At 44.2% G+C, this 15,831-nt stretch carries 17 protein-coding genes and 1 tRNA gene; 12 read left to right on the top strand and 6 right to left on the bottom strand.

Annotated features, from left to right (window positions below; translation table 11 throughout):
* Positions 1–22 precede the first annotated feature (22 nt).
* The 3 genes from ACQEXR_RS05020 (at position 23) to ACQEXR_RS05010 (ending at position 2,346) form a co-directional block, all read left to right on the top strand.
* Positions 23–784 (top strand): substrate-binding periplasmic protein, encoded by a 762-nt coding sequence (locus tag ACQEXR_RS05020; RefSeq protein ID WP_426953249.1) that lies wholly within the window; start codon positions 23–25, stop codon positions 782–784.
* An 8-nt stretch (positions 785–792) separates the two neighbouring features.
* On the top strand, positions 793–1,599 hold the full coding sequence (locus tag ACQEXR_RS05015; RefSeq protein ID WP_426953248.1) for a hypothetical protein: 807 nt from the start codon (positions 793–795) through the stop codon (positions 1,597–1,599).
* Positions 1,600–1,683: 84 nt separating this feature from the next.
* Positions 1,684–2,346, top strand: coding sequence for a DUF2726 domain-containing protein (locus ACQEXR_RS05010; protein WP_331418261.1), 663 nt, complete (start codon positions 1,684–1,686; stop codon positions 2,344–2,346).
* Here ACQEXR_RS05010 and ACQEXR_RS05005 read toward each other — a convergent pair.
* Together ACQEXR_RS05005 and ACQEXR_RS05000 are read right to left on the bottom strand one after the other, a co-directional pair.
* Positions 2,343–3,389 (bottom strand): GGDEF domain-containing protein, encoded by a 1,047-nt coding sequence (locus ACQEXR_RS05005; protein WP_426953247.1) that lies wholly within the window; start codon positions 3,387–3,389, stop codon positions 2,343–2,345. The two genes, ACQEXR_RS05010 and ACQEXR_RS05005, sit on opposite strands and share 4 nt — an antisense overlap.
* Before the next feature lie 207 nt (positions 3,390–3,596).
* Positions 3,597–5,144 carry a methyl-accepting chemotaxis protein gene (locus ACQEXR_RS05000; RefSeq protein WP_427019866.1) on the bottom strand — a complete coding sequence of 516 codons (1,548 nt, stop codon included), beginning with the start codon at positions 5,142–5,144 and terminating at the stop codon, positions 3,597–3,599.
* A gap of 509 nt (positions 5,145–5,653) precedes the next feature.
* On the opposite strand from ACQEXR_RS05000, the gene nirB reads away from it, so the two are divergent.
* From nirB to ACQEXR_RS04970, 6 genes are all read left to right on the top strand, one after another.
* Positions 5,654–8,209, top strand: coding sequence for a nitrite reductase large subunit NirB (gene nirB, locus ACQEXR_RS04995; protein ID WP_426953245.1), 2,556 nt, complete (start codon positions 5,654–5,656; stop codon positions 8,207–8,209).
* A gap of 15 nt (positions 8,210–8,224) precedes the next feature.
* Entirely contained in the window at positions 8,225–8,548 is a 324-nt protein-coding gene (gene nirD, locus ACQEXR_RS04990; protein ID WP_138970912.1) for a nitrite reductase small subunit NirD, read from the top strand.
* A gap of 125 nt (positions 8,549–8,673) precedes the next feature.
* Positions 8,674–9,522, top strand: a complete 849-nt coding sequence (locus tag ACQEXR_RS04985; RefSeq protein ID WP_331416340.1) for a formate/nitrite transporter family protein — start codon at positions 8,674–8,676, stop codon at positions 9,520–9,522.
* Positions 9,523–9,654: 132 nt separating this feature from the next.
* Entirely contained in the window at positions 9,655–10,413 is a 759-nt protein-coding gene (gene cobA, locus ACQEXR_RS04980; RefSeq protein ID WP_427019865.1) for a uroporphyrinogen-III C-methyltransferase, read from the top strand.
* Positions 10,414–10,484: 71 nt separating this feature from the next.
* Positions 10,485–10,967, top strand: coding sequence for an NYN domain-containing protein (locus tag ACQEXR_RS04975; protein WP_138970915.1), 483 nt, complete (start codon positions 10,485–10,487; stop codon positions 10,965–10,967).
* A gap of 151 nt (positions 10,968–11,118) precedes the next feature.
* Positions 11,119–12,015: a hypothetical protein gene (locus ACQEXR_RS04970; RefSeq protein ID WP_171052130.1), complete on the top strand. Its 897-nt coding sequence runs from the start codon at positions 11,119–11,121 to the stop codon at positions 12,013–12,015.
* An 88-nt stretch (positions 12,016–12,103) separates the two neighbouring features.
* Here ACQEXR_RS04970 and ACQEXR_RS04965 read toward each other — a convergent pair whose 3' ends face one another.
* Positions 12,104–12,940, bottom strand: a complete 837-nt coding sequence (locus ACQEXR_RS04965; protein ID WP_427019864.1) for an alpha/beta fold hydrolase — start codon at positions 12,938–12,940, stop codon at positions 12,104–12,106.
* Between the two features lie 70 nt (positions 12,941–13,010).
* Here ACQEXR_RS04965 and ACQEXR_RS04960 point away from each other — a divergent pair, with 70 nt between their 5' ends.
* Complete coding sequence (locus tag ACQEXR_RS04960) at positions 13,011–13,205, top strand: hypothetical protein (protein WP_426953241.1); 195 nt, start codon at positions 13,011–13,013, stop codon at positions 13,203–13,205.
* Between the two features lie 59 nt (positions 13,206–13,264).
* Here the strand turns inward: ACQEXR_RS04960 and ACQEXR_RS04955 are convergent, their stop codons facing one another.
* Complete coding sequence (locus tag ACQEXR_RS04955; protein WP_331416335.1) at positions 13,265–13,465, bottom strand: DUF2986 domain-containing protein; 201 nt, start codon at positions 13,463–13,465, stop codon at positions 13,265–13,267.
* 471 nt (positions 13,466–13,936) lie between these two features.
* On the opposite strand from ACQEXR_RS04955, the gene ACQEXR_RS04950 reads away from it, so the two are divergent.
* Complete coding sequence (locus ACQEXR_RS04950) at positions 13,937–14,272, top strand: hypothetical protein (protein ID WP_427019863.1); 336 nt, start codon at positions 13,937–13,939, stop codon at positions 14,270–14,272.
* Positions 14,259–14,696: a hypothetical protein gene (locus tag ACQEXR_RS04945; protein ID WP_427019862.1), complete on the top strand. Its 438-nt coding sequence runs from the start codon at positions 14,259–14,261 to the stop codon at positions 14,694–14,696. Before ACQEXR_RS04950 ends, ACQEXR_RS04945 begins: the two co-directional genes overlap by 14 nt.
* Before the next feature lie 256 nt (positions 14,697–14,952).
* Here the strand turns inward: ACQEXR_RS04945 and ACQEXR_RS04940 are convergent.
* A tRNA-Val gene (locus ACQEXR_RS04940) sits at positions 14,953–15,029 on the bottom strand.
* Between the two features lie 156 nt (positions 15,030–15,185).
* Complete coding sequence (locus tag ACQEXR_RS04935) at positions 15,186–15,824, bottom strand: sugar transferase (protein WP_331416334.1); 639 nt, start codon at positions 15,822–15,824, stop codon at positions 15,186–15,188.
* Positions 15,825–15,831: the final 7 nt, after the last annotated feature.

Raw genomic sequence — 15,831 nt, 5'->3', positions numbered from 1 at the left:
TATTAATTTGTAGGGGTCGTATATGCGACTTTTGACATGTTTTTTGATGGGTATGTCCTTTCTCGCTATTAGCGTAAACGGTAGAGAGCTCAATCAATTAAACTATCTCACCGAACAGTATCCTCCTTACAATTATCAGAACGATGGCGTAGTACAAGGTATTGCCGTTGATGTGTTGGCTGCCGCGAGCGCTCATATTGAAAGTCCTGTTGGTCTTGAGGCGATTCAGGTTCAGCCTTGGCCAAGGGCTTATCGCACTGCATTGATTAAACCTAATACTGTCCTTTTCTCAACCACGCGAACCAAATTGCGAGAGCATATCTTCCAATGGGCTGGACCAATAAGCACGACGAGGATTGTGGTATTAGCAAAACGCTCACGCAATATCGTCATCAACCAAACCATAGCGTTAGCTCAATATCGTATAGGGGTCATCCGAGATGATGTGGGTGAACAGCTGCTATTGGAGTTGGGTGTACCGCGTGATTCCATGATTGAAAGCTCAGTACCGGATATGCTGGCGAGTCAACTAGCCAAAGATCGCATTGATTTATGGGCCTATGAAGAGAACGTTGCCAAATGGTGGCTAAAGAGCGCGGGTTACAGCACCGAGGAATATGAAGTGGTACACGTACTTCGTGAAGGTGAACTCTATTTTGCATTTAATCTGGAAGTGGACAGAAAACTTGTTTCTCAATTGCAAAAGGGAGTCGATGCGTTGAAAAAAACAGTGGGTGAAAGTGGTGTAAGCCGCTATCAAGAAATCTTAGACAAATACCGTTAGGCGATGATATGAAATTATTCGTTGTACTGTTATGCGCTCTTGCGCCGTTGACTTGGGCAAAAGAAACCATCACGCTCACTCTAGCCTCGCAAATTGATGGCGGGCATAGGTATTACCATGAACTTCTTTATCAAGCGCTGAGCAATGCGGGTTTTGAAGTTTTCATTGAAGAGCCCAGTGAACATATCCCGCAAAAGCGAGTGCTTAAGATGGTGGAAGCCAACCAGTTAAGTATGACTTGGCTAATCAGTACGGCGGAGCGAGATCGTCGTTATATCGCAGTTGATGTGCCCTTAACGAATGGGTTGATTGGCAAGCGAGTGCTGCTAATTCCGCCTAAACTGCAGCCAGTATTTGATAAGGTGACCTCACTCGAAGAGCTACAAGGCATTGATAAGGTCGCCGGTATGGGGATCAATTGGTATGATGCCAAGGTATGGCAGAACAATGGTCTCAACGTCTACCTTCAGGATGGTGAATGGCGAGTTTTGTACAACCTCCTCACCACCGACGGTAAGGTGAACTACTTTCCTCGTGGTTTGAATGAGATCGTTACCGAGTCGCAGCAAAACCCTCACCTTGCAATAGAGCAACGTCTAATACTCGTTTACGAACGCGACTTTAAGTTCTATCTCTCGCCTAATATGGCACCATATCGTCATAAGATTGAACAGGCATTACTCGATGCCAAACGCAGTGGTTTGATAGATCGCCTAGTTGAAAAATATTGGGGCGAAGATATTAAACAAATCAAACCAGAGCAAAGAGTAGTCATAAAGTTAGCCCTACCTGCCTCTGCCTCTCAAAAACGTTAACCACTTATTGCTGTCTGGGTATAATATCGAATAATTAAATATCAAAAACAAATATCCACTTTATATAGGGTTAGCAGAAACCAGATGGAAAGCGTTTTCATAGTTGTTGCCATATTGGTCATTTTCTTCGTCGTTATACAAAAGCGTTATCTTAAACAAGATGAGCTAAAAGACTGCTCGTATAAAAAGAAAGGCCCACTTCTTACAGGACAAGAGTCGGCGTTTTACAACGCATTGATTACGGCAGTAGGGCAGCATGGAGTGGTGATGAGTAAAGTGAACTTGTCCAATGTGATCGCCCCATTGGCGACGGACAAGAAACAGTGGTTTATTGCCAACAATCGCATCGCTAAAAGCTATTTTGACTACGTTGTGTGCGATCCTCGCACTCTTGAAGTTCGTGTCGTTATTGAATTAGACAATGGCAAAGAGTTGGATAAAGGTAAGGTCGAACGGCAAAAGCTCCTGATGCATGTGTGTAAGTCGGCTGGGATCCCTCTGATTGGAGCCAACATCAAACATAGCTATCAGGTGAGTAGATTGCGCCGATTACTTGCGGCACATATTGATCTGATTGAACCCGAAAAAGAGGTTCGTTTTTGTAAACGTTGCGGAAGTCCAATGGTGATTAAGACCGCCAGCCAAGGTGAGCACAAAGGTCGACGTTTTTTCACCTGCAGCCGTCAACCACATTGTACGTACACTGAAAATTATAATGTTGTATTCGAAGAGGGACAGCAGAATTAGGGCTGTAAAAAACTGAGTTTAGAAGGAGAAAGGTTGCAAACTTTTACCTGATTGCGGCCATTCTTTTTAGCGTGATAGAGTTCTTTATCTGCCTCTCTGAGAACAGATTCTAAGTTGGCATAGTGGTTACATAGGTAAACACCAATGCTGGCGGTCAGCGCAATCGGTTCTGCTGGTGTATTAAAGCAATAACATTCGATGGCATTACGAATTTGTTCCGCTTTCATTTTTGCCAAATCCAATCCCGTGTCGTGCAAAGCGACGCAAAACTCTTCTCCCCCAATGCGATAGACCAGATGTTCGTCACTCAGTGAATCGAGTAAGGCGGCGGTTTGCATCAACACTTTGTCACCCACATCATGACCATAGCGATCATTCACTGATTTAAAAAAGTCCAAGTCTAAGACAAGCAGAGACATAGGTAACTTTCTACTTTCATTGCGATACCGTTCAAAGTTGTGCGAGAGTGCGTGGCGGTTGTAAACGCCAGTCAGAGCATCACGTGAGGCGAGTTGCCCTAAAGATGCTTCAGAGACTCTTCGCTTAACCTCAAGCACGTGTGCGGTTACCCATATCGCGAGAAACACTAAAGAGAAGTTAAGTACCAAATGAATCGAGCTGATCACATCCTCGCCCATAATACGATGCAGTATAATGGCTAACTGAGTTATAAAGCCAACACCAGTGGCGAGAAAGCCATAGCGACGACCAAGGATTAGGTAAAAGACGACAGGGAACAAACAAGCCCAAAGGAAAACCCCGTACTTGATGGGATAGTAATAAGTTGCAATTGAGGTTGAGGCAATCAAGCAATATACATAAGCGGTAACAAGTGGCTTTGAGGTATATTTGCGATAGGTGAAGTAACCAACAACAAGAGACAGAACACCAAAAGCCGCTTCATTGTAATGATGTAAACTATAGGTGCCAGAAGCGATATTAACGACAGTTAAAAAGGCAGACATGACGGCCGAAAGCATACTGAGCCAAAATAACACAGCTCGACGCAATTGCCGCGAAGGGTTGAATATGTCGAGCTCCATTCGAACCGCCTTCTCCAGTGAGTAAACATATGCTCAGTTATGAATATCCACTCATAATATTCTTTTCATGTTGAGAATCAAGGCAAGAAATAAACCCACTTCACACTAATATAACAGACTCGATTATTGAGGCTAAAAAAGCGATCAAACGCACCTCGAATGAACCCCTCAGCAGATCATAGAGTGGCGAGGGGCAGAAAGAACGGTTTATGAAGTTTGAAATTGTTTCATTAAGCGCTGTAAGCCTTCTATCTTATCAACAAGAGCACTGGTACGTTCAATCGACGATTGTGACGTACATAAGGTTTCGTCAGACAGATTCTTAATGTTGACGATATTGGTGTTGATCTCGTTAGTGACACTCGCTTGTTGCTCCACGGCAGCCGCAATTTGTACACTGCTGTCGGTCACTGCATTGAGTTTTTGTGAAATCTTATCGAGTACACCACCGGTTTGGTCGGCGCGTTCCTTACAGTTAGTAGAAAGAGCAATCCCTTGCTGCATGGCAACAACCGCGCTCTCTGCGGTCTCTTGCAACTGGCGGATCATTGCGTGAATTTCGTTTGCAGAAGTGCCAGTTTTGGAGGCGAGATTGCGAACTTCGTCAGCAACGACGGCAAACCCACGTCCCGCTTCACCCGCTCTGGCGGCCTCGATAGCGGCATTAAGTGCGAGCAGATTGGTTTGTTCTGAAATCGTCGTGATAACTTCAAGAATACTATCGATTTTTTGGCTGTCTTGAGCCAGTACATTGATAATTCCTTGTGCGCGGTTAAGTTCGTTTGCCAGCGTCGTGACCTCAGTGATGGTGTACTGAATACTCTCTAAGCCACGTTTTGATTCTTGATCGGCTTGTTCTGCTAGCATAGACGCCGCCGATGCTGCATTGGCAACTTCGCTAATTGAGTGGGTTAGCTGTTCTACCGCGGCTGCCACTTGCTCCGTCTCGTTGCATTGCTGATCCAAGCTTTGCCCGATGGATTGTATGGTTGCGAACTCATCTTCCGCTGAGGCCAGAATCTGCCCTGATGTTTCAGTCGCTCGAGCCGTTACTGCGCGTAACTCAGCACTTTTCATCATTAGTGCCAATTCCACTTGAGAATAGTCATCAAAGTGGTTGGTATAAGGTCGCTCCATTAAGGGGTTCGAATAGGCGCGATTGGCTAGCGCTGTCAGTTCACCAACGCGCTTACGTTGGTAGAGGAGAGCACCGCTAGTCAATGTGGTGCAGATCAGCAGCATGATACTTGGCCAATTCGGTGCCGATATAACCCCAATAACTGCGACGAGCGTGGTGAACACTGCGAGTGCGAGAGCAACCGTTGTGAGGGGGAGGCGGGGTTTCTTAGGCGCGTTTCCAGTGCGGAGTTTTTTATACAATGCTTCCGCTCTTAGAACTTGTGCTTTGGTCGGCTTAGAACGAACCGATTGAAACTCGATGATTTCGCCGCTTTCTGATTTGATGGGGGTGACAAAGGCGGAAACCCAGTAATGTTTCTCATCTTTACACTGGTTTTTCACCAGTCCCATCCAGCTTTTACCTTGCTTTAGATAATCCCACATCTGTTTAAATGCTTGCTTAGGCATATCTGTGTGGCGAACCATATTGTGTGGATTGCCGATCAGTTCAGATTCAGAGTAACCGGCAACGCCACAAAAATCCTCGTTGGCATGAGTAATATGACTCGATGAGCTTGTGGTTGATATTAGGTTTGCAGAAGCGCAGTAATCTTTGTTGAGCGTTGTTTCATCCATATTTTTTGACTCTTTCTCATGTTTTGGCATTGCTACGTTTAAGAATAATTATGTTTAGTTATTGTTTTATTTGACTTAAAGCGGCGCATGATAACTATGCACATACCCATTAGTAATTGATGTGAATCAATTTGATTAATTAATTTCATATAGGGTTGTTGAAACATGATTACGAGCAAAACTCTGTTGCAAAATTGAGCTTATTACACTTTGTTTCGTGCTGTGTGAGATGTTGATTCAAAATATTGCTAGGGTGTGGTGGCATTTCTATCACTGTGGATGAGAGGTGTGAACAGAGATTTCAATCTATACAAATATCGCATAAGGAATGATTGGTGATATTTTATCCAAATATCCATTAATGTAATTAATTTACTGATTTTAGTTGGTTAAATTGTGTTCCTACCCCTTTGGAGTAGTTTAATTCTGTAATTGATTTACATCATGTATTAATTTTCTTTCATAATTAACAATCAGCTCAGATAAGAACCTAACCCTTAGGAAGTATTATGAGCAAGTTGAAGCTGGTCGTTATCGGTAACGGTATGGTAGGACACCGTTATATCGAAGACCTTGTTGATAAAACGGATGTTTCTCAATATGAAATCACGGTTTTCTGTGAAGAACCACGCGTAGCATACGATCGTGTCCACCTTTCTTCTTACTTTTCTCACCACACTGCGGACGAGCTTTCTCTTGTAAAAGAAGGCTTTTACGAAAAACATGGTATTAACATGTTAATTGGTGAGCGTGCGATCAACGTAAACCGCGAGAAGCGTATTGTTCATTCAAGCTCAGGTCGTGAGATTCAATACGACACGCTGATTATGGCGACTGGCTCGTTCCCATTTGTTCCGCCGATTAAAGGTCGCGAGAGCAAAGACTGTTTTGTTTACCGTACTATCGAAGATCTTAAAGCAATCGAAGCATGCGCTAAGAAAAGCAAAGTGGGTGTGGTTATTGGTGGTGGTCTACTCGGGCTTGAAGCCGCTGGCGCATTGAAAGCGCTAGGTGTGCAGACTCATGTTGTTGAGTTTGCACCTAAGTTGATGGCGGAGCAGTTAGACCAAGCGGGCGGTAATCAACTGCGTCACAAAATCGAAAGCATGGGTGTGAAGGTACACACTAGCAAGAACACGCTTGAAATTGCACCTGAGGGTAAAGAAGCGAGAAACGTTATGCGTTTTGCGGATGGGACCGAGCTTGAGACAGATTTTATCGTGTTCTCGGCGGGTATCCGTCCACAAGATAAACTTGCTCGTCAAATGGGGTTAGGCGTTGCACCGCGAGGGGGTATTGAGATTGACGACCACTGTCAAACCACGGATAAGAACATTTACGCGATTGGCGAATGTGCATCGTGGAACAATACTTTCTATGGCCTAGTGGCACCGGGTTACAAAATGGCGACGGTTGCCGTTGACCACCTTGTCGGTAATGAGAGCAAGTTTGAAGGTGCAGACATGTCTGCAAAACTAAAACTGCTTGGTGTAAAAGTAGGTTCTATTGGTGATGCCAACGGTCGTACTCCAGGCTGTAAGAGCTATGTCTACCAAAACGAAGAGCAAGAAGTCTATAAACGCCTGATTGTTTCTGAAGACAATAAGACGTTGCTTGGTGCAGTAATGGTTGGCGATACGTCGGATTACGGCGATTTGCTGCAATTAATGCTTAATGAAATTGAGCTACCGAAACACCCAGATACGCTTATTCTTCCTGCTCATGCGGGGGCAGAGAAACCAACATTGGGTGCAGATGCACTGCCAGAGTCAGCGGTTATCTGTTCTTGTTTCGATGTTACTAAAGGCAAGATTGCTCAGGCTGTTGCTGATGGGCACCACACGATTGGTGACATTAAAGCGGTAACAGGTGCGGGTACTGGCTGTGGTGGTTGTATCCCATTAGTGACTTCTGTACTGAACGCAGAGCTTGCCAAAGCGGGCGTTGAAGTGAAGAACGATGTTTGTGAGCATTTCGCATACTCTCGTCAAGAACTGTTCCATCTGATTCGAATCGAAGAGATCAAGTCATTCGAAGAGTTGTTAGAGAAATACGGTCAGGGTTATGGCTGTGAGGTGTGTAAGCCACTTGTGGGTTCAATTCTAGCGTCATGCTGGGGTGAGCACATTCTTAAACCTGAATTGGTTAAACTGCATGATACCAACGATAACTTCCTAGGTAACATGCAAAAAGATGGTACTTACTCAGTCATTCCGCGTATGGCGGGCGGTGAAGTAACCCCTCAAGCATTGAAAGTACTGGCTGAAGTTGCCGCTGAATACAATCTTTATACGAAGGTGACAGGTGCTCAACGTATCGGTCTATTCGGTGCGCAGAAGGATGATCTTCCTGCGATCTGGAGCAAACTGATTGCCGCGGGCTATGAAACTGGTCAGGCATACGCTAAAGCGCTGCGTATGGCGAAGACATGTGTAGGTTCAACGTGGTGTCGTTACGGCGTGCAGGACTCTGTGGGTCTGGGTGTGATGATTGAGAACCGTTACAAAGGTATCCGTACTCCTCACAAGATGAAGTTCGGTGTCTCTGGCTGTACTCGAGAGTGTGCTGAAGCACAAGGTAAAGATTTAGGTATCATCGCAACAGACGCAGGTTGGAACATGTACGTCTGTGGTAATGGCGGTATGAAACCACGCCATGCCGATCTTCTAGCAAGCGATCTTGACCAAGAAACTCTGATCAAATACATCGACCGTTTCATGATGTTCTATATCCGTACAGCGGCACCGCTTCAACGCACTTCAGTATGGATGGAAAACCTAGAAGGTGGCATCAACTATCTACGTGAAGTGATTGTTGACAACAAACTAGGCATCAATGATCAGCTTGAAGCCGATGTGGCTAAGTTGGTTGAAGAGTTCCGCTGTGAATGGACTGATACCGTGAATGACCCCGCTCAGCTAAAACGCTTTGCTCACTTCATTAACTCAGATCAGCGTGATGACAATGTCGTGTTCGTTCAAGAGCGTGCTCAGCATCGTCCGGCTACATTTACGGAAAAACACCCTGAAGTGAAGGGCGATATCCTTCATGTTGAATTGGTTTAAGTGGGAGACGACATCATGGCATTTACCAAAGTATGTAACATTGAAGACATCATCCCGGGAACAGGTGTGTGTGCGTTAGTTGAAGGCGAACAAGTCGCGATCTTTCGTCCAACCAAGACTGAAGAAGTGTTTGCGATTAGCAACATGGATCCTTTCTATCAGTCGAACGTGTTGTCACGTGGTTTGATTGTTGAACATAGCGATGAATTATGGGTGGCGAGTCCATTGAAAAAGCAGCGCTTCAACCTGATGACTGGCGTATGCATGGAAAACCAGCAGTTCAACGTCAAAGCCTATAAGGCTCGTGTAGTAAAAGGGCAGGTAGAAATCGCAGCTTAACCTAGCGTTAAGGCGAGATTTAATAGCCTAAAGGTTTGCTGTTTCACAGTGAGGAACAGAGAAACAGCGAGCCTTTCACTATTCGATTTCAACTTTTAACTTTTACTTTGAATAAGGACACATTCATGTCTACTGATTTTAAACCTGCTGAATTTGTACAAACCATGATTAACGTGGGTGAAGCAAAAACCAAAACAAGTACTCGTGACTTGCTTTTGCGTGGCACGATGGCAGGTATCATTTTGTCATTGGCGGTTGTTGTTGCGATTACGACCATCGTTCAAACGGGCATGGGCGTGGTTGGCGCGTTAGTGTTCCCAGTGGGTTTTGTCATTCTTAGCGTGATGGGCTATGACCTAGTAACCGGTGTCTTCGGTCTTGCACCTCTGGCTAAGCTTGAAAATCGCCCTGGTATTACTTGGAACCGCGTATTCCGTTGTTGGGGTCTGGTTGGACTTGGTAACCTCATTGGCTCTCTGATTGTTGCGTTTCTTGTTGCAGTCTCATTGACGGGTAACTTCTCACTCGAACCAAATGCCGTTGCACAAAAATTCATTGCGGTATCGACGGCACGTAGCCTTGGTTTCGAGAACATGGGTATGGACGGTTGGATCACCTGTTTCGTACGCGGTATCTTCTGTAACCTAATGGTGTGTCTGGGTGTGATTGGTAACATGACAGGTCGTACATTGGCTGGCCGCATTGCAATGATGTGGTTCCCGATCTTCATCTTCTTTGCTCTTGTGTTTGAGCACACAGTCGTCAATATGTTCCTATTCCCACTAGGTATGATTCTGGGTGCCGATTTTGGTATCGCGACTTGGTTGAACTTCAACCTCATTCCAACCATCTTGGGTAACATTGTTGGTGGTCTGCTAATGACTTGTCTTCCTCTATACCTAACGCATGCGAAAGCGGCGCCTGCACTGTCTGATGCTGAAGAAGTAAACGCGAAACCAGTACTAGCGAAATAATCTCAATACCGCCCCATGTGAAATCATGGGGCATCTTTTAGTTTTAACGTTAGTTGACTATAAAAAGTAGCCACTTCATTCCTCGCTGTGAGTGTTACTTTTTATATTCAAATTTTCTCAAAGGGCGTGACTATGACTGCTTCTAATATTTCACCACTTCACAGCGGCTTCGTTTCTTTAGTGGGAGCTGGCCCTGGTGATCCAGAGCTACTGACTGTTAAAGGGTATCGCGTCATTCAGCAGGCAGAAGTGGTTGTTTATGATCGCTTAGTCTCCCCAGACATTCTCGCTTTAGCAAATACCCAAGCAGAAATGATCTACGTTGGTAAAAAGCTCGATTACCACTGTGTACCGCAGGAACAGATCAATCAATTACTCGTCGATAAAGCAAGCCAAGGCAAACGAGTCGTCAGACTTAAAGGTGGTGACTCGTTTATATTCGGTCGAGGTGGAGAGGAGCTAGAAGAACTGGCTGAACATGGGATTGGATTTGAAGTGGTTCCTGGGATTACGGCAGCAGCAGGCGCAACCGCTTATGCAGGCATTCCGTTGACTCATCGAGACCATGCGCAAAGCGTGCAGTTTATTACTGGTCATGTTCAGAAAGATGGCCGTGAAATAGAGTGGTGTTCTCTGGCTCAATCGAACAACACCTTGGTATTCTACATGGGACTAAAACAGAGTGGCTATATTGCTGAGAAGCTGCTCGAAACGGGTTTAGATGAGCAGATGTCCTGCGCAATAATAGAAAATGGCACGCGCCGCGAACAGCGAGTCTTTACTGGCCCGCTCAAAGATTTAGCGTCGCTGGCAGAGCAAGCTGTGAGCCCCGCACTGATTGTCGTGGGCAGTGTGACGTCTTTGCACGACAAACTGAAATGGTACAACTAGCCGTGATGACTGCTGCACTGATGCCCTGATTCTGTTAGAGTCAGGGCATCACTCTAAGCTCAAAAGTATCTATGGAAAAAGTGGCTATATTCGTAGACGTTCAAAACATCTACTACACCACGCGAGATAAATATCGCGCCAATTTTGATTACAACCAGTTTTGGTATATCGCCACAGAAGGTAGAGAGGTGATTGCAGCAAATGCCTATGCCATTGCTTCACATGATCCCAAACAGCGTCAGTTTCATCATATTCTTCGCGGCATTGGCTTTAACGTTAAACTCAAACCCTTTATCCAAAGAAATGATGGCAGTGCGAAAGGGGACTGGGACGTTGGATTAGCACTGGATGTTTATGAGACGGCATCGCAAGTAGATCGCGTTATTCTGCTGACTGGTGATGGTGACTTCGACGTGTTAGTGGATAGAATTCAGACTCGATTTGCGACGAAAGTAGACGTTTTTGGCGTACCAGGACTTACCGCGCAATCACTTATTGATGCCGCTGACCGTTATATCGCTATCGATAGAAATCTAATTATCACACGTAACTGACAACCAAACTGGCATGCTGAGACAAGATGATGGGTGGTTCAATATCCTACCCACTGGTTGCGACTGATTGTTCAAGGTTTGCACAGATTATGGTAGAGTTACCGACTCAACTGTAGGTAGCTTATTCATTGTTTTAGTTAGGTTTTGTTGTATGTTAAATCGAGCGGATCAGGTCACAATCAGCGTTTCAGAACAAAAGATCGAAACGTTAGATACACTACTGAAAACCATTGATACGGATATGGCTGTGTCTATGTCCTTTATTCGACGTGCTCAAGGGATGTCATTTCGCGACTTAGAGCAGCGAACAACAGGTATCAATGGCTCGACTCTAAAGCGTTACATGCAGCAAAGCTATCACTCGATCAGACCAATCCATGTCGTGGCAGCAATGTCGTGGGTCATGATGGTTCCGATGACCAGCTTTTATCTTGCCCTCAAAATGAAAGAGCATTACCGAGGAATGGATGACAAAGCCATCGAAGCTTTGTACTGCATTGGTCGACTTCCAGCCGAACAATTTCACCTTTACCTCGATCTCGTGACGAATATGATGAGTGAGGAGAATAAGCAACAGTTTCGATCTTTTCGTTCTGACGTAGAATCTCAGAGCGATCCTGATATTAACTACAACGAGTTGTTGCCACCGCCAGTGTTAGATATCAATGCCTTTGCGATCGACTACTACCGCTCAGTTGCGATTACAGTTAAACGTTTTCGCTTAGAACACCAAATTCCTATTGATGTTATCTCGCGAGTTTTAGGCCTTTCAGAGTATCAATATCAGCAACTTGAAGATGTGAATAAAGTAAGAGATTTTTCGGTCGCGATAGGATTTAGGGTCAAACTGGGTTTTGAACTTAACTCGCACGTAAATTTCACCAGTGAAATGCGTTTATTCCCACAATTTCATCAATTACGTCAAATCCAGCATTTGCGTGACGCACTGATCGTAGAAGCATTGCGTTATTTAAAGGGTGAATGTAAGAAGCGTGCAGTAGAAATACTGACCACACTATCAAAGATCTATATAAAAAATGTGATCTAGTTCCATCAAGTGGAAATAATCAACTCAAATTGCGCAGAGCCTTGAGTTGATTATATCTCACTAAAAAACAACAATGTTCACTAGTTATTTAGGTTAATGCTAACAGAGCTTCATCGAGCGCTATCGCTGAATTCGCTTGGGCTAACATTAGAGCGGCAACCTTGTCGGGATATTGCAAATGGACTAAATGGTCGGCGTTTTTTATCACCACAAGGCGACCATTTTTGAGTTGGTTTGCAAAGGATTGAGCGGTTTCCTTCGTGACATATGGATCAAACTCACCAACACATATTGTGCATGGTACAGAGATATTGGTCACATTGGACGGTGTATGAACCAGCAATCTAACGGAGTTCTCAAAGAACACGTCAATACGCTGTTGTGACATATTAGTGATGCTCCTGACTGTCGCCTTAATGATGGCTTTGTTACGTGGAATATCGCTGTTGTTTACAGTCAAAGACTCAGTAAATGACTGCGCAAAGCTCGTTGGGTTGTCCATCGCAGCCGCGATCATTTTCTTAGTCGCAAGACGTCCCGAAGAAGGGATGCCTGGGACGCCACCACAAATCGACATCGACAGCACATGCGGCCATATGTCGCACAGTTCTACCGCAACAGCTGTAGCATAAGAAAAGCCAATAATATGGGCATTTTTAACCCCTAAATACTCGATAAAATCGCGCAACATAATCGCTTGTGAACGTATACTGACTGTCGATTCAAGATTTTCTGTATGACCGGTTCCAGGAACCTCAATGGTTATACAGTTCAATTTTGTCGCAAAGAAGGTCGAGAAACTGTGGACACTTTCTATGTCCTGTAACGCGCCTAAAAGAAAAATAGCGTATTGGTCTGAACCTTCACAGTGGTGAAACGAATAGCGGTAGTGATTGCCATTTAAGATCGTTTTTATAGTTTCCATTTTAATGTCCTCGGTTGAATAAGGACTTAACTATAAACGATTGATTGATAACGTTATGGCTAGGAATCTAATGCATAATCATACTCTAGAACAGCATTTGGCTGATGCGGAACAACCAGTTAAAGATTTTATGGCTGAGCTGTTGGAAGCGCTAGGAAAGAAAGTCACTGACAACCAAGACCCCAAGCTAGCACTTCGCTACTTCGGAGCTAAACTGGAAATCAAGTTGGTTTCGTTTGATGGTGGCTATGAAGCGGGTCAGTGACCAAAGGGAAGAACAAAAAAGCCAGTTGGGTAAACCCGACTGGCTTTTCTATTTGGAAATTAGTGTTGAGCGTGTTGTTCGCTTGCCGCTGATTCTTGCTCGACCAACGCCTCTTCATTGTTGAGGTTTGCCTCTTCTGCTTCTAGCTTAGCGCGCTCGGCTTTTGAGATGTAGCGAGGTTTATTACTCTTATGTAGCTTAGCGTTTATCTTCTTTTGCTTAGCTTTTAAGATGCTATTGATCTTCTTTTTACGGTTCATGGTATCGCTCGGTCCTGAATAAGGCGCCGATCCTATCAAATATCTGAACACAAATCACCAATATCAGTGATGAGTATCGTACCCATAAAACATATGCTTCGCGATACGAACTGAGAACGAATTAAATCCAGCGCCGGCTTGCCAAGAATCAATTTCCGAGCTCAAGCGAGTCACAAAGCTGGCATTGCCTGCAACAAACAGCGCCTCGGTTAGGCTAACTCCTAGGTCTACGTACAAGCCGCCATAAGTTTTATCAACGGCATTACGGTATTTGCCATTTAAGTAACGCTCTGACGCATCAGCGTCAAGGTTTGTGTGCGTATAACCGAAGCCAATTTGGGACCATTGAGCTGAAACAATAATGTGATGGTGTGGCGCAGATTAAATAAGTTCAGATTCTTCCGTATAGACATGTAGAAAGCAGTTGATAGAGTCTTCTTATATACAACGCGGTTTGTATGGGGTGTGGTTGTGACAAAATTAGGTTATTGCTCTATCAACAATTTAAAACTCTCAAGTCGAAGTAAAGATGCAGTAAAAGAGATTCAGTATGTAGCAGAGCAAAGTAATTACCTTGTTATTGCTTTAGGCTTTGTTCCTATTCTAGATATATTTCTAGGTAGAAGTCATGCCGCAGATAAATTAATCAACATTGCAGGTTATGACTGGGTAGAGTTTTCAAGGGTTGTTCAGGGGGCAGGAAAGACAACCAAAGAACGTATTAGGAAAATCGCCACAATGGAAGCTTTATATAGCCATGGTGAAGAGAGAGAATTTTGGAGGTGTGTTGCTGATGCGTCGTTATAGTATTTTCTTGTTACTTGTATCTTTTACCTCGCAAAGTGCGACAACTTTTAATCAGGCACTTATCGAAGTAGGTGATGCGATTGAACGTTGTAACAATGAAATGACTTCAAATGTAGAACCGTTTCCTGTAAATGATTGGTTTAAGGGATTGTCTAAAATTGATAAGCGTTTAGTTATTGGTTATATCTCTTTGAGTAACTCGGAACAATGTTCATCTCAAGAAATGGAAACACTTAGAGGGTTAAGTAATCAACTTACGTCCCAACAGCGTGAGGCACTTGAAAACTCATCAATATCAGAACCTTTCGAGTTTAGCGTAGACATCTCCCATTTAGATATGAATGAGATAATAAGAATGCAAAATGCGTTTCCTAAACCATTTGATACATTCCGTGTATTGGAGGAGTTAGGGTTATGGGACTGACTTAGTAGAGTTTTTAGCTACGTCCAGAAAAGCATGTTGATAAGAGGCGTCAATCAGCCAGTATTTGGCTATTTGTGCTCTAGCGCGGTTCGACTAGGAGAACTTTCAGTGGTGTGAGTTTTGGAACCGACCCCAAATGGGTAGCTAAATGAAAGTCAAAATGACAAATAATTTTGATTCAAGATAAAGTAGAAACGTGAAATACAACAAAGCCCGCATTAAGCGGGCTTTGCGTTTTGTTCCTAAGAACTAAATTTGGTGGGTCCGGGCGAACTCGAATCGCCGACCCCTACCATGTCAAGGTAGTACTCTAACCAACTGAGCTACGGACCCATTCCTTAAGAACGAGACGGATGTTACCGAGAGTTATTCGATCGTGCAAGAGCATTTTTATCGATTTTAGCTCGTTTGCTTTATATCTAAGCGAATTGTCGTAGTTTTATCCGCATTAGATACGAAAATGTGCATTAAATCACACACATGCAACGACTATCGTCCTCGGCCATCAAACATAACAATGATGGTTTTTGTGATGATACTCATGTCCATTGCTAACCAAGATTTCATCGAACAGAGTGACAACGCGTAACTGTGGTCGTAGCCGACTTTCCTACGCACATCATCAATACAAGTGTCATAACCTTGGTTAACCTGAGCCAATCCGGTAATACCTGGCATCACGCCATAGGTTCGGTCAGCGAAATAGGGAATGGCTGCTTCCAGCTTGTTGTAAAAACTTGGACGTTCCGGTCTTGGGCCTATCAAAGACATATCTCCGACTACCACGTTAAACAGCTGGGGGATTTCATCTAGGCGCGTTTTACGCAGAAAGCGACCAACAGGCGTGATTCTTGGGTCGTTTTCGGTTGCCCAAACAGCCCCAGTTCGTTGCTCTGCGTCCTGATACATGGTGCGGAACTTAATGATTTCAAAGAAGACCATTTTTTCAGGAGTCGATTTACCAACACGAAGTTGTTTGTAGAAAACGGGGCCCGGTGAACTGACTTTTATTGCCACTGCAATGAAGGGGATAAAAGGCGATAAAAGGAGTAAACCAAAGATCGCACCAAATAGATCAAAAAGGCGTTTAGCTAACCAGATTGACATGTGTGTTGATACATTGCTCATAATATAT

Origin of the sequence: Vibrio sp. TRT 2004, assembly GCF_050113735.1 — a bacterium.
Classification (GTDB): domain Bacteria; phylum Pseudomonadota; class Gammaproteobacteria; order Enterobacterales; family Vibrionaceae; genus Vibrio.
This window is presented reverse-complemented; position numbering and strand designations above follow the sequence as displayed.